21 protein-coding genes are annotated in these 21,964 nt (G+C 61.4%); 15 read left to right on the top strand and 6 right to left on the bottom strand.

Going from position 1 to position 21,964, the window contains the following annotated elements:
- Positions 1 to 386: 386 nt before the first annotated feature.
- From PQR32_RS24330 to PQR32_RS24340, 3 genes are all read right to left on the bottom strand, one after another.
- Positions 387 to 743 (bottom strand): superinfection immunity protein, encoded by a 357-nt coding sequence (locus PQR32_RS24330; RefSeq protein WP_408232686.1) that lies wholly within the window; start codon positions 741 to 743, stop codon positions 387 to 389.
- A 43-nt stretch (positions 744 to 786) separates the two neighbouring features.
- Positions 787 to 1,062: a hypothetical protein gene (locus PQR32_RS24335; protein WP_408232689.1), complete on the bottom strand. Its 276-nt coding sequence runs from the start codon at positions 1,060 to 1,062 to the stop codon at positions 787 to 789.
- Positions 1,063 to 1,133: 71 nt separating this feature from the next.
- The gene (locus PQR32_RS24340) at positions 1,134 to 1,466 is read right to left on the bottom strand and encodes a hypothetical protein (RefSeq protein WP_408232691.1); all 333 of its coding nucleotides are present in this window, start codon (positions 1,464 to 1,466) and stop codon (positions 1,134 to 1,136) included.
- A gap of 287 nt (positions 1,467 to 1,753) precedes the next feature.
- Between PQR32_RS24340 and PQR32_RS24345 the strand changes: the two genes are divergently transcribed.
- The 9 genes from PQR32_RS24345 to PQR32_RS24385 all read left to right on the top strand — a co-directional run bounded on the left by PQR32_RS24345 (position 1,754) and on the right by PQR32_RS24385 (position 10,321).
- Entirely contained in the window at positions 1,754 to 1,915 is a 162-nt protein-coding gene (locus PQR32_RS24345; protein WP_408232694.1) for a hypothetical protein, read from the top strand.
- A 370-nt stretch (positions 1,916 to 2,285) separates the two neighbouring features.
- Entirely contained in the window at positions 2,286 to 2,693 is a 408-nt protein-coding gene (locus tag PQR32_RS24350) for a DUF1398 domain-containing protein (protein WP_408232697.1), read from the top strand.
- Complete coding sequence (locus PQR32_RS24355; protein ID WP_408232699.1) at positions 2,690 to 3,385, top strand: DNA alkylation repair protein; 696 nt, start codon at positions 2,690 to 2,692, stop codon at positions 3,383 to 3,385. The genes PQR32_RS24350 and PQR32_RS24355 overlap by 4 nt, the downstream gene beginning before the upstream one ends.
- A 208-nt stretch (positions 3,386 to 3,593) precedes the next feature.
- Positions 3,594 to 5,984 carry a HAMP domain-containing protein gene (locus PQR32_RS24360; protein ID WP_408232702.1) on the top strand — a complete coding sequence of 797 codons (2,391 nt, stop codon included), beginning with the start codon at positions 3,594 to 3,596 and terminating at the stop codon, positions 5,982 to 5,984.
- A 45-nt stretch (positions 5,985 to 6,029) separates the two neighbouring features.
- On the top strand, positions 6,030 to 6,764 hold the full coding sequence (locus tag PQR32_RS24365; protein WP_408232705.1) for a methyl-accepting chemotaxis protein: 735 nt from the start codon (positions 6,030 to 6,032) through the stop codon (positions 6,762 to 6,764).
- On the top strand, positions 6,761 to 7,303 hold the full coding sequence (locus tag PQR32_RS24370) for a hypothetical protein (RefSeq protein WP_408232708.1): 543 nt from the start codon (positions 6,761 to 6,763) through the stop codon (positions 7,301 to 7,303). Before PQR32_RS24365 ends, PQR32_RS24370 begins: the two co-directional genes overlap by 4 nt.
- Before the next feature lie 37 nt (positions 7,304 to 7,340).
- A complete protein-coding gene (locus PQR32_RS24375; protein WP_408232711.1) occupies positions 7,341 to 8,312 on the top strand; it encodes a chemotaxis protein CheX in 972 nt (323 codons plus the stop codon).
- A gap of 20 nt (positions 8,313 to 8,332) precedes the next feature.
- Positions 8,333 to 8,698: a response regulator gene (locus PQR32_RS24380; RefSeq protein WP_007178665.1), complete on the top strand. Its 366-nt coding sequence runs from the start codon at positions 8,333 to 8,335 to the stop codon at positions 8,696 to 8,698.
- A gap of 876 nt (positions 8,699 to 9,574) precedes the next feature.
- Positions 9,575 to 10,321, top strand: a complete 747-nt coding sequence (locus tag PQR32_RS24385; protein WP_408232714.1) for a winged helix-turn-helix domain-containing protein — start codon at positions 9,575 to 9,577, stop codon at positions 10,319 to 10,321.
- Between the two features lie 67 nt (positions 10,322 to 10,388).
- On the opposite strand, the gene PQR32_RS24390 is transcribed toward PQR32_RS24385, so the two are convergent.
- On the bottom strand, positions 10,389 to 11,147 hold the full coding sequence (locus tag PQR32_RS24390; RefSeq protein WP_408232717.1) for an SDR family oxidoreductase: 759 nt from the start codon (positions 11,145 to 11,147) through the stop codon (positions 10,389 to 10,391).
- A 98-nt stretch (positions 11,148 to 11,245) separates the two neighbouring features.
- Positions 11,246 to 12,205, bottom strand: coding sequence for a GlxA family transcriptional regulator (locus PQR32_RS24395; protein WP_408232720.1), 960 nt, complete (start codon positions 12,203 to 12,205; stop codon positions 11,246 to 11,248).
- A 105-nt stretch (positions 12,206 to 12,310) separates the two neighbouring features.
- Between PQR32_RS24395 and PQR32_RS24400 the strand changes: the two genes are divergently transcribed.
- The 4 genes from PQR32_RS24400 (at position 12,311) to PQR32_RS24415 (ending at position 16,893) form a co-directional block, all read left to right on the top strand.
- A complete protein-coding gene (locus PQR32_RS24400) occupies positions 12,311 to 13,246 on the top strand; it encodes a LysR family transcriptional regulator (RefSeq protein WP_408232722.1) in 936 nt (311 codons plus the stop codon).
- 111 nt (positions 13,247 to 13,357) lie between these two features.
- Positions 13,358 to 14,551 carry a CaiB/BaiF CoA transferase family protein gene (locus PQR32_RS24405; protein WP_408213521.1) on the top strand — a complete coding sequence of 398 codons (1,194 nt, stop codon included), beginning with the start codon at positions 13,358 to 13,360 and terminating at the stop codon, positions 14,549 to 14,551.
- Positions 14,548 to 15,501, top strand: coding sequence for a hydroxymethylglutaryl-CoA lyase (locus PQR32_RS24410; RefSeq protein ID WP_408232725.1), 954 nt, complete (start codon positions 14,548 to 14,550; stop codon positions 15,499 to 15,501). The genes PQR32_RS24405 and PQR32_RS24410 overlap by 4 nt, the downstream gene beginning before the upstream one ends.
- Before the next feature lie 60 nt (positions 15,502 to 15,561).
- Positions 15,562 to 16,893 carry an MFS transporter gene (locus PQR32_RS24415; protein ID WP_408232728.1) on the top strand — a complete coding sequence of 444 codons (1,332 nt, stop codon included), beginning with the start codon at positions 15,562 to 15,564 and terminating at the stop codon, positions 16,891 to 16,893.
- A 21-nt stretch (positions 16,894 to 16,914) separates the two neighbouring features.
- On the opposite strand, the gene PQR32_RS24420 is transcribed toward PQR32_RS24415, so the two are convergent.
- A complete protein-coding gene (locus tag PQR32_RS24420) occupies positions 16,915 to 18,501 on the bottom strand; it encodes a Na+/H+ antiporter (RefSeq protein ID WP_408232731.1) in 1,587 nt (528 codons plus the stop codon).
- A gap of 423 nt (positions 18,502 to 18,924) precedes the next feature.
- Here PQR32_RS24420 and PQR32_RS24425 point away from each other — a divergent pair, with 423 nt between their 5' ends.
- Both PQR32_RS24425 and PQR32_RS24430 read left to right on the top strand, forming a co-directional pair.
- Positions 18,925 to 21,354 (top strand): DUF6531 domain-containing protein, encoded by a 2,430-nt coding sequence (locus PQR32_RS24425; RefSeq protein WP_408232734.1) that lies wholly within the window; start codon positions 18,925 to 18,927, stop codon positions 21,352 to 21,354.
- A 20-nt stretch (positions 21,355 to 21,374) separates the two neighbouring features.
- Complete coding sequence (locus tag PQR32_RS24430; RefSeq protein ID WP_408232737.1) at positions 21,375 to 21,809, top strand: hypothetical protein; 435 nt, start codon at positions 21,375 to 21,377, stop codon at positions 21,807 to 21,809.
- Positions 21,810 to 21,964: the final 155 nt, after the last annotated feature.

The raw sequence follows: 21,964 nt of genomic DNA on the forward strand, positions 1-21,964 counted from the left end.
GCCGCTCGCCATCAGCGACGCCGAGCCCGCCGAAGCCCGCCGCGACCTGAGCACGCCGCTCGAGCAGCTATCCGACACGCAGCGCTTACCGATCGTGCACGTGAAGCCGCAGAGACTCTTCGTCCCTGAAACCACGAAGTTGACGGGATTGGCGGAACCAGCGATCAACGTCGGCGTGCATCGCCGACTAACAGCCCTGCTGGCCACGAAGATTCGAGGCACCGCATGAAAACGGATGAACGGGTTTCGCTTTTGTCGGCAGGCATCGCGCCTGTCGACCCAACGTCGTCGCGCGGTGTTTCGCACCGCCGATGCTCGTCGGCGGCGCCGGCTCGATCGTGCTGATGGCGCGCTGTTATGGCCTGCGACCCGAATAAGACGCCGAATTACATTTTCCGGCGATCACTATTTGCAGCAATGCGCGCGACTAGAGGCACCAGGCGAGGGTTGAACGCCGGAATCAAGCTATCACGACATTCAGCTCGAGCGACGATTGCATCAATGGTGACTCGTGCGACCGCGCGTTGTGCACGCTTCGCAAAGTGCTTCAGACGACGGTCACTGACCGGTTGCCGCGCCCATACCAGCGCTGCGAACCAACCGATCACCGTCCATCCGAGCAAGATGTTCACCATGGTCACCGCAAAGGCGTCTTTGCGTTCTCTGGCGTCCGCGATCATTGCGGGCGCCAGATAGAGCATCAACGCGCCCAGAACCACCGCACCTTCGATAATTTTCGACATTTCGACACCTCGCTACAGCCCTGGCCATCAGGCGACCGCCACATTAGTGACCTGAGTACAGACGACCAACAGACTCCGCAGGTTGACGGCTGCCAGACTGCGAAGATGACGCAACTACGCCACCGTATGAATCATTGACGGAGCCGACCGCATTGTTGCGTTCGGCTGCGACGGTTTGCGCGCTCTGGCCTCGCTGCGACGCCGGGGCGCCTACCGACGGGCGATAAGAAGGTGCCGGACCATAGCCGCTGGCAAACGCAGGAGCGGCGAAAGCGGTAGCGGCTGCGACGAGCAAAGCTGCAAGAAGTTTGCTTTTCATGATGAATCTCCAATGCGGTTTTTAAGAGCGCCGCGAGTCGAGTGAGACGCGCGCCGCTGACAAGGTTCAGTTTAGGCGGTGTCTATCTTTCTTCTATGCCGATAGCGTGAAATCACAATTGCTACAAACCGAACAATGGTGCAGCGGCGCTCATGGCGGGTTTCCGGCAGGAGTTCTGCTGCGATGTCGGAGACGGCGGAGCCCAGACGCCGGGCCAAAACTCTTGCGACGCAGCGTTTTCGTCGAAGGACGACGCGCTCACCGCGGCAGTGAGAGCCGTCCTCTGGCTTGTTGATATGGACGCGCGTCGAGGTGAGCGATTCCAGGATGGTGAGGAATTCCAGGAGATAGCGCCACACCGATGAACGGTGAGGAATTCCAGGAGGCGACACCACCACGAACAAAGGTGAGGAATTCCAGGAGACGACACCACCACGAACAAAGGTGAGGAATTCCAGGAGACGACCTCATCACGATCAACGGTGAAGCTTTCCAGGAGACAAGCGGATCAAACCTGATGACAGGTGAGCCGTCCTGAGAGTTAAAGCAGCACCTTCACCCCACACAAAAAAACGCCAAGGTGAGCCGTTCCAGGAGATCGCAAGCAAAGGTGTGCGATTCCAAGAGGTGAGTCGACGCCGCGCTGAATCCGCACTTGCGATAAGGTGAGGAGATCAGTCTGATCGCGACGGTGGCGACCGGCTATCTGACGTTGCTGTCCGATGAACGCCTGCTGCAGTTGACCGAAGACACGGTCAAGGCGGATCAGTCGACGTACGAGGTGACCCAGCGCGTTCGGAAACTGGGCAATTCTTCTCTTCTTCCTGAAGATCGAGTTGATAGCGACGGCTAGCACGTCGAGTTCGACGCTCTCAAGTCTGTTCGACGCGCAGCGCACGCTCTACACCGCGCAGCAGCAACTCGCGACCGATTCGCTGTCGCGGCAAGCCAATCTCGTACCTTGCACAAGGTGTTAGGCAGCGGTTGGGAGCAAGGGTGAGAGCGGAGAGGTGAGACTATTCGGGAGCCGGCGAGGTGAGAATCTGGCTACCTGTGCGCGCACTTCAAACACAAAGGTGAGGAAATTCGGGAGCAGAAGTCCGAACTGTCATCGAGTGAGTTTTTTCCATGAGCTTGACAGTGATTTCCTAGGAAACTAGTATTCGGTCAACGTTGATTCGATGCTTCCATCGAATAAACGCCCAACTCTGCTGGAGATCACCATGCCCACCAAGCTCGATGAAGCAAGCCATCGCGTTGCCGAAGACTGCGCGCAGCGCTCCCACGATGGCACGATCGACTTCGGCTCCGTCGTGCGCGCGCTCGGTGAGGCCGGCATCGAATCGTATTTCACCGATTACCGTCGCGGCGAGCATACGTACTACGCCGCCGGCGGCGGAACGCATGTGATCGCCTTGCCACTGCCGGACGTTGCCATCGCGGACGCGTTCGATGCCGACGCCGTCAACCGGGCTGTGCGTGGCGCGCAAAGCGGCGCGGTCAAATACGCCGAGTTCGTGCGCCGAACTCTGGCCGCCGGATGCGTTGGCTATTTTGTCTGGATCGCGGGACGCCAGGTGCAGTATTTCGGCCGACGCGGTGAAGTTCACGTCGAGCGCTTTCCTCAATGACGCCCCGCGCCTTCGCCAAGGAAATCAAGGCGGCACTCGTGCCGCACGCCGACGCAGAGCGCGCGCTCGCAATGCGTGCCTACATGCGTGATCAGTTCGAGTTTATCGGCGTGCCGACGCCGCTGCGGCGGCACGCTGTAACGCCGGTCTTCCGGCGGCTGCCGGTGGAGAACGCCGATCACTTGCTGGCGTGCGCCAATCTCCTATGGACGATGCCGGCGCGCGAATACCAGTACGTCGCGACGGATCTGCTGGCGCGCAACTGGAAGACGCTTGCGATGGCCGATATCGCGCATCTGCTGACCATCGCACAGCATGCTTCGTGGTGGGATTCGATCGATCCGCTCGCCGCTGTGGTCGGCGACGTGCTGAAAGCGGCGCGAGTCGAGACGCCGCAGGCGCAGGCCACGATGGACGCGGCGCTTCAGCACGAATCGCTGTGGGTGCGGCGCATCGCGATGATTCATCAACTCGGCTGGCGCGAGCATACCGACGAAGATCGCCTCTTCGGCTATGCGCGTTCGCTAGCAGCGGAAAGCGACTTCTTCATCCGCAAAGCCATCGGCTGGGCGTTACGGGATTACGCGCGGCACGCTCCCGAAGCGGTGAGCGGCTTTCTTTCGGCCTCACGAGACCTCATCTCCCCGCTCACGTTGCGCGAAGCGTCAAAGCATCTGCCGGCGATTCGCTGACATCGAAAAAGGCATAGATTAACGGCGTTTTATCCAGAAACTTTAGCAATAAATTTAACGCGTCGAATGCGCTCTAAAAGTCTGCAGTCATCGCTGAGTAACATGCGTGCGCAATACTCCGCAGCGCTGCAAGTCAGACCAAATTTCGCATAAAAACGCGCTGCTCCCAACGAGGGCTGACGCGAAGGCCAGACCCCGGGGGGTTTACATGACTATTCGTCATCGCATCACGCTATTGGTTGTTTTGATGTTTGTCGCCTTATCGGCGATCGGCGGCTACGCCGTCTATCAGACGCGCGGCAGCGCGGTCGAGGTGCGCAAGGTGACGGAAGGCGTCGTGCCTAGCGCGCTCGCTTCCGCCGACCTCGTGTCGCAAGTGAAGGATGTACAACTCGCCACGATGACGCTGGTCTACGCGCCCGACGCCAACATGGTCGCCCAGGCACAGGACGAACTGAAGAAGAAGCGGGCCTCGCTGCAACAGGCGCTCGCTCTGCAAGCCCAAGATGCCGCGAGCCATGCCCAGAAGGGTCTCGTCTCTCAGGCCAACGACAGCCTCGAGAACTATTTCTCCGCGATCGCCGAGACGGCCAAAATGAAGGCCGACGGCAAGAACGAACTCGCGCAGGCCTATCTGTTTGCCAACGTCGCGCAGTATCGCGACGAACTCGAAGGGATCGTCGAAACCCTGCGCGTCGAGAAGAATCGCGAGAAAGACGAGGCGATCAGCACGCTGAACACCACGCTCTCGACCACGACCACGGCAATCGCCGTCGTCACGGGCATCGCGATCATTCTGCTGACCTCCATCGGCTCGCTGCTCTACCGGCAGATCACGCGCCCGCTCAGCCGCATGCAAGCGATGATGAGCGAAATCGCTTCGAGCCAGGACTTCACGCGGCGCGTGCCGGTGGGCCGGCTCGACGAGATCGGCCATTCGATCGTCGCCTTCAACGGCATGATCGAGAGGATTCAGGAAAGCTCGGCGCAACTCAAGCAGAAAACCGCCGACATTCAGGCGATGTTGCAGAACATGCAGCAAGGCATTCTGACCGTAATCGACGGCGCCGTGATCCACGCAGAGTACTCGGCGTATCTGGAAGACATCTTCGAAACGAAGGATATTGCCGGGCGCGGTTTGATGGATCTGGTATTCGCGGACACCGATCTCGGTTCGGACGCGCTCTCGCAAGTCGATGCGGCCGCGCACGCGTGTCTCGGCGAAGACTGCATCAACTTCGCTTTCAATCAGCATCTGCTGGTCGGCGAGATTTCCAAACGCATGCCCGATGGCCGCGTGAAGATTCTCGACCTGAGCTGGTCGGCGATTACCGATGAAAACGACGTGATCATGCGCCTGATGCTCTGCGTGCGCGACGTCACCGAATTGCGCAAGCTCGCGGCGGAAGCCAGCGAGCAACGTCGCCGCCTCGATATGATCGGCGAGATTCTCGCGGTCAGCGAGGAGAAGTTCCACCACTTCATCGAAAGCTCGGCTGGCTTTATTAGCGAGAACGAGCGGATTATCCGCAAGCATTCGGAGGCGGATCACGCGGCGATTGCAGAACTGTTCCGCAACATGCACACCATCAAGGGCAATGCGCGGACCTACAACCTGCAGCATCTGACCAACGTCGTGCACGAAACCGAGCAGAGCTATCACGAACTGCGGCAACCGGACGCGGATCGTTCATGGGATCAGGAACATCTGATGCGCGAACTGACGCGCGTGCGCGAAGCCATCGAAAGCTACGCGAAGATCAACGAACAGAGCCTTGGCCGCAAGAACAAGAACCAGACGGACGCCGCGGCCAGCTCCGGCCACTACGTGATGGTCGCGAAGGACCATATCCAGCATACGCTTAGCATGCTGGAGCAGACCAACGCTGGCCAATTGCACGAACTTCAGTCGATGCGCGATGCACTGCGCCGCACGCTGCGTGCACTGGGCAGCGAAAGTGTGCGCGACGCGCTCGCCGGCGTGTTGGACTCGCTGCCGTCGCTCGCGAGCGAATTGGGCAAGCCTGCGCCGAACGTGCGTATCGACGACAACGGCTATCGTCTGCGTGGCCAGGCGGGCAGTACGCTGAACAATGTGTTCATGCATCTGCTGCGCAATTCGATGGATCACGGCATTGAAACCGCCGAGGCGCGCAGCGCCCACGGCAAAGCGCCGGCCGGCACGATTGCTGTCGAAGTCGGCGTCGGCAACGGCGCGCTACAGATCACGCTCAGCGACGACGGCCGCGGCCTCGCGCTCGAGCGCATTCGCGGCATCGCCATGGAGCGCGGCTGGATCGGCCGCGACGACACGCTGAGCGACGAAGCCATCGCCGATTTCATTTTCCGGCCGGGTTTCTCGACCGCGGAGACGGTCACGGAGTTGTCGGGCCGCGGTGTCGGTATGGATGCCGTGCGCGACTTCCTCAAGCGCGCGAACGGCAGCATCGAACTGCGCTTCACCGACGATCACAAGGGCGCGGCGTTCCGTCAGTTCCAGACGATCGTCTGCCTGCCGGACAGCCTTGCCGTCGATACGCTCGGCGTGGAAGCGCGTGGCGAAGCCGGCGCACTGCAACTCGACGCGATGGCCGACTGAGCGCCGCATCGGCGTACGTCGCGACGGAATTCGAAGGGAACGGTTGTGATTCAACAGTATGTATTGGCGGCGGCGGCAGGCAGCGCGATGACCGCGTTGCTGGCACTTGCCGCGCACAGGCTGCACAGCGCGAAGCTGACGGCACGGCTGCGCGCCGAAGCGCAAGCCAGCATCTCCAGGCTCGAGGCTGAGCGGGCCGATCACGGCGCAGCCATTCGCGAGCGAGAGCAGGCAGCGCATGAACTCCATGCCTTGACCGCGCAGTTGCGCGAGGAACTCGCGCAGCAATCAGGCAGCGCCGACGAACTGCGCGCCGCACTGAAAGCGGCCGCCGAGGACAAAGACCAGTTAGCGCATCAAGCGCGGCAGATCGCCGGCGAAGCCGAGCGTCTGAAGAGTCTCGGTGCGACGTTCGAGCGCTGGCACGAACAGATGATTTCGCTGATGACGCAAAACCACGACATGCACGCGAAAAATCAGGAGCTGTCGTCGATTGTGCGGCACGTGGTAATCGTCTCGCTGAACGCGTCGATCGAAGCGGCGCGCGCCGGTCCGGCCGGCCGTGGCTTCGCGGTGGTGGCGAGTGAAGTGCGCGCCCTCGCCGCGCGTTCCGAAGAGTTGTCGAAGAGCTATCGCGACAGTTTGCACCGCAACGACCTGACCACGACGTCCACGTTTCAGGACATTCAGGCGGGCGGCAAGATGATCGCGGCATCGCTCGCCAGCGTCGAGTCGCTGGCCCATCGGTTTCATTCGAAGCTGCACGAGGTGGCGGTGTGATCTCGGCCCACGCCAAGGACAGCTTCGACCGCATTTTCCGCACGGCCGCGCAGGCGCGTTTGCCGCCGGATTCAGGCGATCTGTGCGAGATCGAGCCGATAGCCTCAGCCAGCGCTGGTGCGTCGAAAGACACGCAAGTGGTCGTGCTGACCATTTCGTCGATCGTATTCAGACTGCTGCTGATTCTCCATTTCGACGAAGACGACAGCACGCGCAGCTACTACCTGAAAGACGCGGCCGACGAGCGACCCTTCCAGGAAGCCTTTCTGGAAATCTGCAACCTGTGTTGCGGGGCGATGAATCAGGAGTTGCTGCACTATTTCCCCGACCTCGGCATGTCGACGCCTTATGTGTTGAACGCGCGTTGCCTGCCGCATCTGCATGAATTGAAGCCGGCTCTGTTGTCGTCGTATTCGATCACGCTCGACGGCAGCGTGCGGCTTGCCGCGACGATATGCGTGTGCGCGCATGCGCCGCTCGACTTCGTCGCCGATACGAGCGCTGTCGAAGAAACCAGTGGCGAGCTGGAGTTGTTCTGACCGTGAAATGAATAGCCGCTGTGAGCAGGAGCGCGACATGAACATGAATGAGCCGGTCAGCAAAGTGCTGGTGCTGGACGACTGCCCGGCGCACAAAGAAGCGCTGAAGCGCTTTTGCGACGAGAACAATCTGGTCGGCGTGAAAGTCGGCAAGAACCGCTTGCAGTCGGTGCTGCGCTCGAACATCGATCTGGGCGCGGTGCTGTTTGCCGAAAGTTATGGCGGCTCGCCGGAAGCGAGCGCGGAGATCGCGATCAGGATCAACGCGGTGCGCCCCGAATTGCCGATCATCATGCGCCGGGATAACGACCCCGGCATGGACGGCTTGCCGGAGAGCTTGCGACGCGTGGTCTGCGCCGCGTACGTCGCGCACGATATGGCGCCGCTGCGCGAAGTGATCGACGACTACCTCTTCAGCCTGGATTATCCGAACGCGCTGGTGCGCGGCATCGCCGACATGACGCAGGCGATTCTCGGCGACGTGTTCAGGGACCTGACCATCACGTGCGACACGCCGTATATCGTGCGCGACCGCATCATCTTCGGCGAGGTGTTCAGTCTGATCCCGCTGGAAAGCGCATGGTGCCGCGGCTACATGATGATGCAGGCGGAAGAGACGCCGATCCTCGAACTGCTGGATCGTTATCAGATGATCGACAACGCGAGACATGGCGAAGCGGATTTCCGCGACCTGAACAGCGTGCTCGGTGAAGTGACGAATCTGATCTGGGGTTCGTTCAAGAACCGCTATGTCGGCGACGCGGACGCCTGGGCGCGCAGCCAGGTGCAGGTGCCGCTGCTGGTGAATCACAAGCACAAGTACATCTCGTTCGGCAGCGGCAATCCGCAACTGTGCTTCACGTACTGGCTGAAGGATCCGCAGTCGAGCCGTGCGGTCAAGCTGCATCAACGTTTTGTGTTCAGCCTGAGCTGGTCGCCGGAGGACTTCAAGGAAGTCACGGACGACGTCGGCGCAATGGTGGAGGCAGGTGAACTGGATCTGTTCTGAGTGTTGTCATAGGAAAAAACATGTCGAAAATTCTGGTGGTGGATGATTCGAGCACGGTGCGCGACGAAGTGGCCGGCTTTCTGAAGAAGAACGGTCTGGACGTCGACACGGCCGTGGACGGCAAGGACGGTCTCGCCAAGCTGAAGGCCAGCCCCGGTATCAAGCTGGTGATCAGCGACGTCAACATGCCGAATATGGACGGCCTGACGATGGTCGAGAAGATTCGCGGCGAACTCGCGAACAAGACCGTCAACGTCATCATGCTCACAACCGAGAGCAGCCCGGCGATGAAGGAGCGTGGCAAGGCAGCTGGTGTGAAAGGCTGGATCGTCAAGCCGTTCAAGGGCGATGCGGTGCTGGAAACGTTCCGCAAACTGGCGAGCTAAGCGCTTCTTTTGCTGCAAGCGAGCGCAAAGGTGAGAGTTTTCGGGAGCTTCGCGCCGAGGCGGTGTTTGAGCCTGGTTCGCGGTCACCGCGGCTGCCGAAACGCGGAAAAAACGCTAGTAAACCGGCTGACGAAGTGATCGAAGCGATGCCTCCCGCTGCCTCTGCTTGCTCAAAGGTGAGGATATTCGGGACCCTCCGAGTATTCGCATCATGCGCGCCGCAAAGTTTGGTTTATTGCGGCGTGCGCGGGACCATGCTGTTTTTTCCGCTCCGCGAGCCTCAGTGAGCCTTGATTGGAAGCGGTGAGCGGCAGAATCGCCTGGCACTCACCGCGGTCCTCTGTTTCGGCACGGCGGTGTCGGCCGCCGGCATACATAGCCATCGCAACACCCATTCCCCCGCGCGAATCGCGCATCTCCATCACCTGCAAAGCCCTGCACGTGCACGGCTGCTTACCTGGGTATGCAAATTACTCCACCGGCTTTAAAGGTGAGGGTTTGCGGGAGTGGCCTGTTCTGGAGTAGTCGAACCATGCCCAGCATGCCTTTGCGGCCTGCCCCCAAGCTCGAAAGGTGAGGGTTTTCGGGAGCAATCCGACTCGCATCTCGCCTCGAACCCCAAGCGCTCCGTGTCAAAGGTGAGGTTTTTCAGGAGCCGACCGGAAAAATCGTACGGTGCGCCAGACGCGCCGACTCATATCACGTTTCGAGCTGAAAGAGTTGGGAAGAAATTGGCAACCTAGGGGGCTGTTCCGCGTTTTGAGAACACCCGCATGCAGGGAAGATGGCGACGCGGACGACAGGGTGCGCGGATCGGCTATATCCGCATGCCAGATGCCTGTCTCTGGAAAACGATCGTCTCCTGGAATCAGTTGGATGAGTCAGCATATTCTTTTCGTGGGTGCCGACGCCGGCTTGACTGCCGTGGTGGGCGAATCATTGCGCGGGCAGGGCTGCGGCATGTCCGCGCGTCCGCCTGGCGCCGGGCTCAAGCACGTGGTCGAGACGGAGCGGCCTTCGTTGCTGGTGCTCGACATCTCGGCGCCGCACGGCGACGGCCTGGCTGTCTTGCGCGACTTGCGCATGAGCGGCAACGACGTGCCCGTGATTCTGCTATCGGCAAGCAGCAAAGCGATTGATCGGGTGATCGGTCTCGAACTCGGCGCCGACGACTTCATGAGCAAGCCCGCCGACCCGGCCGAACTGCTTGCGCGCATTCGCGTGCTGCTGCGACGGCGCGGTTCACTCGCGCCCGGCGCGCCGGAGACGCGGCCGCCTTATCGCTTCGGCCGCTGCGAACTGAACTTCTCCGCGCGCGAATTGCGCCGCGACAACGAGCACTTCGCGTTGCGCAGTTCCGAGTTCGCGTTGCTCAAGATCTTCGTCAATCACGCGATGACCGTGCTCACGCGCGTGCAGCTCAACGAGAAACTGCGCGGCAATAGCGTGTTGCATCAAGGGCGCAGCCTGGACGTGTCGATCTGGCGGCTGCGCCGGTTGATCGAAATCGATCCCTCCGAGCCGCGCTATGTGCAAACGGTGTGGGGACGCGGCTACGTGTTCGTGCCGCACGGCGAACTCGGTGCGGCCGAGCGCGATGTGATGGTCGCGCCCGGCGTGTAAATCCGCGGTGATTCGGGCGAAAGGTGAGGGTTTTCGGGAGCGCTCGATGCGCTCCGTTATCAGCGCATTACACCGCCTTCGCGATCTCGCGAATGTCCGCGACCGGCGTTTGGCCGAATGCATCGCTCAATGCGTAATCGAGTAACTGGATGGCACATTGTTCAGGCGTCGACAGTTGGCCGTTGCGCTTGAGCTCTTCGAATCTTTCGCGCATGGGGAACTGTTCGACGCCGCTGCCGCGAATCTCCGCCTGCATATTCGTATCGATCACACCCGGCGCCAGACTGCAGATACGCAACGCACGATTCGCGTCGAGTGCGACGGCGCGTGCGTGATGATCGAGCGCGGCCTTCGTCGCGCAATAGATGCTCCAGCCCGGATACGCATTGCGCGCTGCGCCGCTGGAAATGTGCACGATGCGCCGATCGGTTGCGTCGACGGCGGCTGCGGCAAGCGCGCTGGCCAGCATCAACGGTGTGGCGACATTGAGGCTCACGGCGGTCGCGATGGATGCCGCGTCTTGTCCTTCAATCGGGCCGATGGGCTGCACCATCCCCGCGTTGTTGATCAGCAGAACCGTTTGCGCGCCGCTGACGAATCCACGTAGCGCATCGCTCGCGATCCATTGCGCGACACGTGCGGTGTCGGCCAGTTCCAGTTCGATTTCTTCGAGCAGCGCCGGGAAGCGCGCTTTGAGCGCGTCATGACGCGAGCGGGACAAGCCCAGCACCGCGATCCCGCGAACCAGAAGTTGTTCGGCGAGCGCCGCGCCCAGACCGCGCGTGTGGCCGGTGACGATGGCGCGGATCGGAGAAGAAGTGGTCATGTCGGTCCTTGGGATCGTTGGCTTGGAAAGGGCGCTATTTTCTCACGCGACATTTTTCCGCGTGCGGCGGCCCTCACTGCCAGCGCGTGCGCTTCACTTCAAGCCGAGCGAAAGCGCTCGCGATACTGCATCGGCGTCGCGCCAATTCGTTTGGCGAAGACAATGCGCATGCGATCCGCCGTGCCGAAGCCGCAGTCGTACGCAATCGCCTTGAGCGCCGCAGCGCTGCTTTCGAGCAGCTTGCGCGCCGCATCCACGCGGGCCCGCTCGACGAATTCATGCGGCGTCACGCCGGTCTCCTGCACGAACACGCGCGCGAAGTTGCGTGCGCTCATGCCCGCGACGTCCGCGAGTTGCTTCACCGTGAAGCTCTCGCGAATCCGTTCCATCACGTGCGCCTGGACTTTGGCGACTGGCGAGGTGTCGTCGGCGGGCGCTGTCAGGTAGGGACTGAATTGCGACTGGCCGCCTTGCCGCTGCGCGAACACCACCAACCGTTTGGCGACGGCGAGCGCCGTGTGCGGACCGTGATCCTCGGCGACCAGAGCGAGCGACAGATCGATGCCCGCCGTCACGCCAGCCGACGTGACGAGTTGCCCATCACGCAGATAGATGCGGTCGAAGTCGACGCGCGCCTTCGGAAATTGCACCGCCAGTTGCGCCGCGTGCTGCCAATGCGTCGTGACGTTGCGGTCGTCGAGCAGGCCCGCATGACCGAGCGCGAATGCGCCGGTGCAGATCGAGCCATAGCGGCCGCACTTTGTGGCGACGTTCGCCAGCCACTCCAGCAGGGGCGCATCAGGCGTGGTGTCCGGCAGCGCGGGACCGCCCGCGACCAACGCAAGATCGAACGGGCCGCGTGCCTTCTCGAACGTAGCGTCGGCGACCAGCATCATGCCGTTGGACGCGCGCAGCGGTGCGGGTTCCGCGCTGAGCAACCTCACCTCGTAAGCATCCGCGGGCGCGATGAAACGGTTGGCTTCGGAAAACACGTCGACGGGACCGGCGACGTCGAGCGCCTGCACGCCGGGAAAGATCGCGATCGCGACGGTGGGCATCGGAAGACTTCCTTTGACGAGGGACGGGATCCGCGGGGGCACGACACCTATTTTTTGCATCTGGAGTCAGAATAGGCGGATCGCACAACAACGCGGCGTCCCGCCATGGTAATCAAAAACCTTCTCCGAAGGCTCGACCTCACCACGCTGCAACTCTTCCTCGCGGTTTACGAAGAAGGCACCCTCACACGTGCCGCCGAGCGCGAGGCGATTGCCGTGTCCGCGGCAAGCAAGCGTCTGCTCGAACTCGAACAGGCGGTTGGCGCCACGCTGTTCCAACGCAACGCGCGCGGCATGACGCTCACGCCGGCTGGCGAAACGCTGCTGCATCACGCGCGCCGCGTGATGCGCGACATCGAAAACATCGGCATCGAACTGGCCGGTCATGCGAGCGGCGTGCGCGGCTATGTCCGCATGATGGCCAACCTGTCGGCGATCGTCGAATTCCTGCCGGAGGATTTGCGCGCGTTCCAGTTGCAGCACGAGCGCGTCAAGCTCGATCTGGAAGAGCGGCCGAGCGGCGGCGTGGTCGAAGCCGTCGACGACAGCCTCGTCGACGTCGGCATCTGTTCCGGCGACGCCGACACGCGCGACCTGCACGTCGAACACTACCGGCACGATTCGCTGGTGCTCGTGATGCGCGACGATCATCCGTTGGCGGCGCGCGAAAGCGTCGCCTTCGTCGAAACGCTGGACGGCGATCACGTCGGTCTGCACGCCGCGAGTTCGATCAATGCTCGCACGCATCTCGCCGCGCGTCAGGCGGGCAAGCCGCTGCGGCTGCGCATCCACGTGCCCGGCTTCGACGCGGTCTGCCGGATGGTGCAGGCCGGCATGGGCGTCGGCGTGTTGCCGCTCAAGGTGTATCAACTCATGGGTCGTCCGCTGGGTCTCGTCGGCGCACCGCTCGAAGACGACTGGTCGGAACGCAGCCTCGTGCTGGTGGTGCGCGACGTCGACGCATTGTCGCCGGTGAGCCGCCTGCTGTTCGACCATCTGCGCTCGATCGAAGCCTCGGAAGCCCCGCCCACCACCGCTTGACGAGGAGCGTTCGCCGCTCGCGAACGGTCGTTGGCGAATTGCGGTTGGACGATGCGGCCGCGCCGCTCATAAGCTGTCTCTCAACACGAAACCAGCATCGGAGACAGCATTATGGGTGGACCTCTTCAGGGTATCCGCGTCATCGAGATCGGAACCCTCATCGCCGCGCCGTTTGCCGCGCGCCTCATGGCCGAGTTCGGCGCCGACGTCATCAAGATCGAAGCGCCCGAGACCGGCGATCCCCTTCGCAAATGGCGCAAGTTGCATGAGGGCACCTCGCTCTGGTGGTACCTGCAGTCGCGCAACAAGAAGTCCATCTGCGTGAACCTGAAGTCGGCGGACGGTGTCGAGATCGTCAAACGGCTCGCGGCCGACGCCGATGTCGTGATCGAAAACCTCCGTCCCGGCGCGCTCGAAAAGCTCGGCCTCGGCTGGGACGTGCTGCACGCCATCAATCCGAAACTGACGATGGTCCGCATTTCCGGCTACGGCCAGAGCGGCCCGTATCGTGATCGTCCGGGCTTCGGCGCGATCGGCGAAGCGATGGGCGGCATCCGCTACACGACCGGCGACGTGGACGGCGCGCCGGCGCGCGTCGGCGTGAGTCTCGGCGATTCGCTCGCCTCGCTGCATGGCGTGATCGGTGCGCTGATGTCGCTGCTGCGCGTAAAGACGGGTCAGGGCGAGGGCCAGGTGGTCGATGTCTCGCTCGTCGAGAGCGTGTTCAATCTGATGGAAAGCCTCGTGCCCGAATACGATCTGCTCGGTCATGTGCGCGAGCGCAGCGGCGGCGCGTTGCCGGGCATCGCGCCGTCGAATACGTATCGCACAGAAGACGAAGGCTTCGTCGTGATCGCCGGCAACAGCGACCCGATTTTCAAACGCTTGATGCAGGTGATCGGCCGTCCCGATCTCGCCGACGATCCCGCGTTGGCGCGCAACGACGGCCGCGTTCAACACTGCGCGATGCTCGATCAGGCGATCACCGCGTGGACCTCGCATCACTCCACTGACGACGTGTTGGCCGCGCTCGAACGTGCTGAAGTGCCGTCGGGGCGTATCTATTCGGTAGCCGACATCGTCGCCGATCCGCATTACCAGGCGCGGGACATGTTGTTGAACGCGCAACTGCCGGGCGGCGCGTCGGTGAAGATGCCGGGGATCGTGCCGAAGCTCTCGGACACGCCGGGCGAAGTGCGCTGGCAAGGGCCGGCGCTCGGCGAGCATACCGGCAGCGTGCTCAGCGAACTCGGATTCGCCAACGAAGATATCGAGCGGCTGCGCCGCGAAGGAGCCGTGCAATGACTGGCGTTTTGAACACCCCGCACTACGACAAACTGATCGTGCAGGAAGTGGCGCCGCGCGACGGCTTGCAGATCGAACCCACCTGGGTCGACACGCCCGACAAGATCGCGCTGATCAACGCGCTATCCACCGCGGGCTTCACGCGCATCGAGGCCGGCTCGTTCGTTTCGCCGAAAGCGATTCCTGCATTGCGTGACGGCGAGGCCGTGTTCCAGCAGATCGAGCGGCAACCGGGCGTGATCTACGTCGCGCTGATCCCGAATCTGAAGGGCGCCGAACGCGCGCTGGCTTCGCGTGCCGACGAACTGAACCTGGTGATGTCCGCGAGTCAGACCCACAACCGCGCCAACATGCGGATGAGCTGCGAGTCGTCGCTGGTGGCGTTCGGCGATATCGTGCGGCACGTGAAGGGCTCGGGCGTGCTGTTGAACGGATCGGTGGCGACTACATTCGGCTGCCCGTTCGAAGGCAAGATCGACGAAGACCGCGTGGTCAGCATTGTCGATACATATTGCGAGATGGGGATCGAGGGCATCACGCTCGCCGATACGACCGGCATGGCGAACCCGCGCCAGGTGACACGACTGGTCACGCGCGTGCTCGAACGACTGCCGGCCGCCGCGCTCACATTGCACTTTCACAACACGCGCGGGTTGGGGCTTGCGAATGTGCTGGCGGCATACGAAGCCGGCGCACGCCGCTTCGACGCCGCGTTGGGCGGTCTCGGCGGTTGTCCGTTCGCGCCGGGCGCGTCCGGCAACATCTGCACGGAAGATCTCGTGAACATGTGCGATGAAATGGGCATTCCCACCGGGATCGATCTGGGAAAGCTGATCGCGTTGTCGCGCGGCTTGCCCGCTTTGCTCGGCCACGACGTGCCGGGGCAACTAGCGAAAGCGGGCCGTAACTGCGACCTGCATCCCGTACCCGAATACGTTCTACAAATCTGACCCTCCCCTAATCGATTAAACGACCGGACGGCTTCGCCGAATCCGGCATTGGAGACGAACATGAGTGACCTGGGCGCAGTCGCAACCGGCAACCGTGAGCACAGCGCGAACGATGCTTCGGCCATCATCCGCAAAGTGGCGTGGCGGTTGATGCCGTTGATCATGATCTGCTATCTGTTTGCGTTCTTCGACCGCATCAACATCAGCTTCGCGAAGTTCCAGTTGCAGAGCGACCTCGGCTTGTCCGATACCGCATACGGTCTCGGTGCGAGCCTGTTCGTGATCGGCTACGTGCTGTTCGAAGTCCCGAGCAATCTGTTTCTGTACAAAGTCGGCGCGCGGCGCTGGATCGCGCGGATCATGATCTCGTGGGGACTGGCGACGGCCGCGATGGTGTTCGTCAGCAACGAATGGCAGTTCTACGGGCTGCGTTTCGTGATCGGCGCAATGGAAGCGGGCTTCGCGCCGGGCGTGTTGTACTACCTGACGCTGTGGTTTCCGCCGAGCCATCGCGGGCGTATCACGTCGATGCTATTTCTGGCGTCCGCGTTTTCCGGCCTGGTCGGCGCGCCGCTCGCGGGACTGGTGATCGGACACATGAACGGCGTGCTGGGCATGGCGGGCTGGCACTGGCTGTTTCTGCTCGGCGGTTTGCCTTGCATCGTGCTCGGCTATCTGGTGCTGAAACTGCTGAAGGATCGTATCGAAGACGCGGGTTGGCTGTCGCCGGCAGAAAAGTCCTTTCTGTCGGGGCAGATTGCGCAGCAAAGCCGTCATCCAGACACCGGACATTCGTTGATGGGGGCCATCAGAACGCCGGGCTTTCTCACGCTGGGGCTGGTATATTTCCTGATTCAGGTGGCGTCGTACGGCTTGAATTTCTGGGCGCCGCATCTGATTCACGTGGCGGGCACGAACAATCCGACGGTGATCGGTTTGTTGACGGCGGTGCCTTATATTGCCGGCGCAATCTGCACGGTGGTGGTGGGGCGCTTGTCCGATGCGAGCGGCGAACGGCGCAAGTTCGTGTTCGGCTTGCTCGTGATGTCGGCGATCGGCTTCTTTGCCGCTGGGTTCTTCGACAAGCAGACGGCGTTGCTGGTCGTCGCGCTGGCTGTGATGGGCGCGGGCGTGGTCGCTTCGATTCCGGCGTTCTGGGCGCTGCCGCCGAAGCTCGTCACAGGTGCCGGCGCGGCCGGTGGGATTGCCTTGATCAACACGCTCGGGCAACTCGGCGGGATTGTGAGCCCGATCATGGTGGGGCGCGTGCGAGACCTGACCGGTAGCACGACGCCGGCCTTGTATGTGATCGGTGCGATGAGCCTGGTGTGCGCGTTGATCGTGCTGTACGGATTGCCCGATGCATTGCGACGCAAGGAAGCCGCGCGATAAAGGCTGACCTGACGCGATCGGTCAGCCCCTGCTATGCAACGCGGCGATTTCCTGCAGGTCCAGATCGTGTTCGAGGACGGTTAGCAGTTCATCGTGAAGCAAGCCCGTTCGATGCAGATGCAATAGCTCGACACGTGCCGCCGAAACGGCTGCCAGCACCACATCGAAGTGCGCGGCGCGTTCTTCCGGGGGAAAGGCGGCTTCGTTTTGATAGGCCTCGGTAATGCGCGCACGATAGCTGTACTGTTCCAGCAAGCGTGGATGAATCACGCTGCCATCCGGCCCATGCACGAGCGGCTGGATGGCGGCGAGCTGCGCGGCTTCGAGCCGCGCCCACGCTTGCGGCTCGGTCAGATGCTGCGCGTTTCGGTCGGACGCGTGGTCGGGATTGACCCATTGGATCAGCGATCCGATCGTCGTGCCTTGACCGAGCACCGTCACCAGAATCACGGCGAATGAGGCGACCAGAATCAGATCGCGGCCGGGCATCGTCTCAGGCAAGGAGAGCGCGATAGCCAGCGTGACCACGCCACGCATGCCGGCCCAGCTCGTGACGGTGGCCGAGCGCCAGTCGGACGTGTCGCCCGCGCGGCGCGTCAATTTGCACGCCAGCGCTTTCAACCATTCCACAGCGAAGACCCACACGAAACGCGACAGCACGACCACCGCAAGCACCGCGCCGACGGCCGGCGCGAACGCCGTCAACGTGTCGCCGACGCCGCCTAGCCGCACGATCACGCCGCGCAGCGACAGTCCGATCAGAATGAAGACCAGCGCTTCCATCAGGAAGATCACGACCTGCCAGAAGGCCGTGCCGCGCATACGTACCGCCGCCGAGAAGATTTCGTGCTGATGCCAGCCGAGCACCATCCCGCAACTCACGGTCGCGATCACGCCCGACACGTCCAGCGTGTCGCCGACGATGTAGCTGATCCAAGCGGACAAGGTCGATGCGGTGATGATGAGGTACGCGTCGTCGAGATAGCGCAGCAGCTTGACGACCACAAAGCCGACCGCCACGCCCACCGCCACGCCGCCAAGGGCGAGCACGGCGAAGCGTCCGGCCGCATGCTCCGCGCTGAACGTGCCGGTCAGTGCGGCCGCGACTGCAAAGCGGAACAGCACGAGGCCGGCGGCGTCGTTGAGGAGGCTCTCGCCTTCGAGCAGCACCATCAGCCGGCGCGGCAGCGCGACGCGTTCGAGCACCGCCTTCGCGGCGACGGCGTCGGGCGGCGAGACGATCGCACCCAACGCGAAGCACGCGCCCCACGGCAGGGCGGGCACGACCCAATGCACGACCAGACCGACCGTGAGCGTGGTGAACGCGACGGCGCCGATCGCGAGCAGCAGGATGCCGCCGAGATTGCCCTTGAACTCGTCCCACACGGAGAAGTAGGCACCGTCCATGAGGAGCGGCGGCAGGAACACGATCAGGACCAGTTCGGGATCGAGATTGAAGCGTGGCAGTCCGGGCACGAAGGCCATCGCGGCGCCGCCGACCAGCAGCGCCGCGGCTGGCGGCAGACGTAGCCGCTTGGCGAGCAGTTCGAGACCGATGATCGCGACGAGCGACAGCAGGACGACTTTGAAGCCCATGACGGACGACATGTTCGGCCTCGGTAGATGGCTGGCGAATTACTTTTTATCACACGGCGGGTGGGGTGCCTGTGGTTGCGCCGGGACGGGATAGTCCTGTGGCGTCAGACACTTGGGTGGACTGTGCGCAGGTTGTCCACAGGCTTCTGACCAATTTGTGGGGATAAGTTTGGAGGGGTGTTAGCTCAGACGGTCCGCGCTTGGACTGAGCGCCTGTGAGATTTTCTTCATTTTGAACCTCCCGTTATCCTCGTGACGACGGGGTGATAGCCGACAAACGCCTGCATGTTTTCCTACGCAGTGAGTGGTGCGTAGTAAGGCATTGCTTGCGTAAAACGAAGGCAATTGTAATTTTAGGAGTTGTCGGATAGTCGGGATGCAACGCTCCTTATAGGGTGCTTGGGCTTCAAACAAGTACAACCAATAAGGATGCCTATGAAAAACAACAGAATCACTGAGGGGCAGGCGAGTGTGGTGGCTCGCCTGCTGATCGCATTCATGCTGCTCGTGGTCGCGTTCGGCGCAAACGCGGCTGATTGCAACGCGGTGTGGGCGGCTACTGGCGCAAAACCAGGCTCGCCCACCTGCCGCTGGGATGCCTATGCCGGCGTGCCTGGCGGCATACAGTACTACAACTGCGTTAGCTTGCCGCTTATCGACGCGTGGTGTGCGACACCGCCTGCCGACCAGCCGGAAGCCAGTTGTCCGGTTGCTGATCCGGTTCTTCCCGGCAGTGGAGCCGTCACGTTGACCGAGGCTGACTTTGTCAGCGGCGACGACATTCCATTGCAGTTCACGCGAACCTACCGATCGAAGTCGTTGGGTACCACCGCTGCCGGGATGGGACCGGTCTGGTTTCATAACTGGCAACGCAATCTAGGCCTGACAAACGCTAACAGCGGTAGCTCATCTAAGGTATTTGCCTATCGCGGGAACGGCGATCCCGTCACATTCAACTGGTCAGCGGGCACGTGGCGTTCTGCAGGCGGCAGTGGGCTTTCGTTGAGCCAATTCGGTTCTGGATGGACGCTCGTCGATCTCAAGACAGATACTGTCGAGTCGTATTCGACGCAGGGTGTACTGCTTTCGGAGAGCACGAAGACTGGATTTGTCCGTACGTTGACCTACGACGGTTCGGGACTGCTGACGACGATCACGCAGCATGCAGCAGGGACGGATGCGAACAAGGACATTACCCTCCGTCTCGACTATGACGACAAACGCCGTCTGTCACGCCTGAATGACCCGCTGGGTCGGATGACGCAATACGGGTACGACGCGAACGGTAATCTGATTGCAGTTACCTGGCCTGACGGCTATGCCCATCGCTACCTTTACGACGATGCGCGCTTCAAGAATGCGCTGACCGGCGAGATCGATGAAGTTGGCAACCGCGTTGCAACGTGGAGCTACGACGCTCAAGGTCGGGCAACGGCGGTTAGTCACGCTGATGCGTCCCGCAATGCACAGTTCAACTACGGACCTGGGACAACTTCCGTCACCGACAACAAGCGCACGACAACATTGAATTTCTCTTCCGTCGGCGGCATGCTGCGGCCCACTTCGAGCAGTTCTGCTGATGGTGCCATCAGTCTGACGTGGGATGCGTCCGGCAATTTGTTGAAAGACACGGGCGCAAACGGCAATTCCGAATATAGCTACGACGACGCGGGGCGACCGGTTCGGATAACAGTCAATAGCGCGTCCGGCGCGTTGATTACAACGATCCGATACGCGGATGCGGCAAGCCTGCATCCGCTGACCGTTGCGTCGCCCAGTGTGATTCAGTCCTTCGTCTACGACGCTCAGGGCAATGCGGCCGGTATGAGCGAAACGCCCACTACGGACAGCACGGGGGCACGCGGGTTTGAGGCGGCAAAGTCGGACGGCACGACCCGTGCATACGGCATGGTGTACGACGCATTTAACCGGCTTACTTTCGTGCAGATGTATGAAGGTGACGCGTTGGTGGGGCAGTGGAAGGTCGTGCGCGACTCTACCGGCAATGTTTATGCAATCGTACTTCAACAGCAGTTTCCGCAAGCGACGGAAATGGCGTCTCGCGATGCCGCGCACCGAGTTGAATATGGGTTCAACCCGACCGGCGATTTCAACCTTCACTATGATCGACGCGGTCGCATTGACAACTTCAAATTTAATGAATACGCGAGCCCGTCAAACGGCGGTGTAAGACGCGTTTTTAAGGTGAAGTTTGGCTATTCGCCGAACGGCGAGATCGCTTTACGTACGGGTACTGTCGCGAAGAATGGCAGCATTCTTGACATGGGTGACGGCACGGACATTCCGATCTCTAGCCAGGAGATTGACGAGTGGATCGACAACTACAACTTCGGAGAAGCCCCTGTAGGACCGCCGGCCAACCTTCAGGGCACGAGCCGGTTGCTCGGCGATAACTTCCTTGGCACGTCGACGGTATGCAGCGGTTGCCACTTTTCGGCTGGTCTGCCGGACGGCATTCTGCGTGGCATCTTGTTTGTCTGGCGACTGGTTCAGTATCCGGCAGTCCGCTATGGCATTGGGCAAGGCGCAAGAAAGGCTGCAGAAACAATCGAGCGTATCAAGGAGCAATGCAAGCCAGTTGTTAAGGATACGTCGGAGATAAACTTCGGGCGAAATGAAAATCAGCTCAACCACACGTTCCGTCACCTTGATGCAGAAGGTATTCCCCGCCAGCCGGTCATTGAGGCGATCACAAAAGACGTCGCGGAAAACAGCGGTGCAAATTTAGCGGTGGGAGACGGCGAAACTTTCTATGTCACCGTCGATAACATGCAGATCGGGTACTCTGCGCATCGGCAGTCCGCGAACGTCGTTCGGGTTGGCTCGATTCGGCCGCCACAGTAATTCAGCAGTGGAGTATATCTATGCAACGAACTTTCAAACCTCAAGAACGCCGGCTGGTCGAGTTTCTGATATCGGTCAACGCGTCGTTGTATCGCAGCGACGCACCGCGCTGGATGGATCAAATTCGAAACAGTACTGTTTGCGAAGTTAACGTTCCATATTGCCTTTCGATCAGCCACGCAGAGGAAAGTTTTGGAGGCTGGGAAAATTCCTACACGCTCGGACGTGAATTGATCGCACTCGATGAAGGAGTTCCGGTGCTTATCTACGCAATAGTCCACAGCACGCAAGTTGGTTTGGTCTTGGACTCTTTCAACATTGACCGCCTTGATGGCGAGCCGCTTGTTGCTTATCCTGAGCCAGGTGATAGCCTCATGATCGTGGAGGCAGGGAGACGCATAGGTGGGGCAGATTTGCGACATGTGTACAAGGAGTCGGACCGCCCCCCGCACTAAACTTTGCAAGCCTTTTAGTCACTCGGATCACGCGGTATGACAGCTGACTGATCCGATACAACACACTTTAGAAGTTCGGGCCAGCGCCCCTGTTTCTCGGGCGCGGTGGCCCTAGCTACTGACGGAAAATCATAGGGTGTGATTTGTGACCATAG

The sequence above is a fragment of the Paraburkholderia dipogonis genome, from assembly GCF_046027395.1.
In the GTDB taxonomy this organism is placed as follows: Bacteria; Pseudomonadota; Gammaproteobacteria; order Burkholderiales; family Burkholderiaceae; genus Paraburkholderia; species Paraburkholderia dipogonis_A.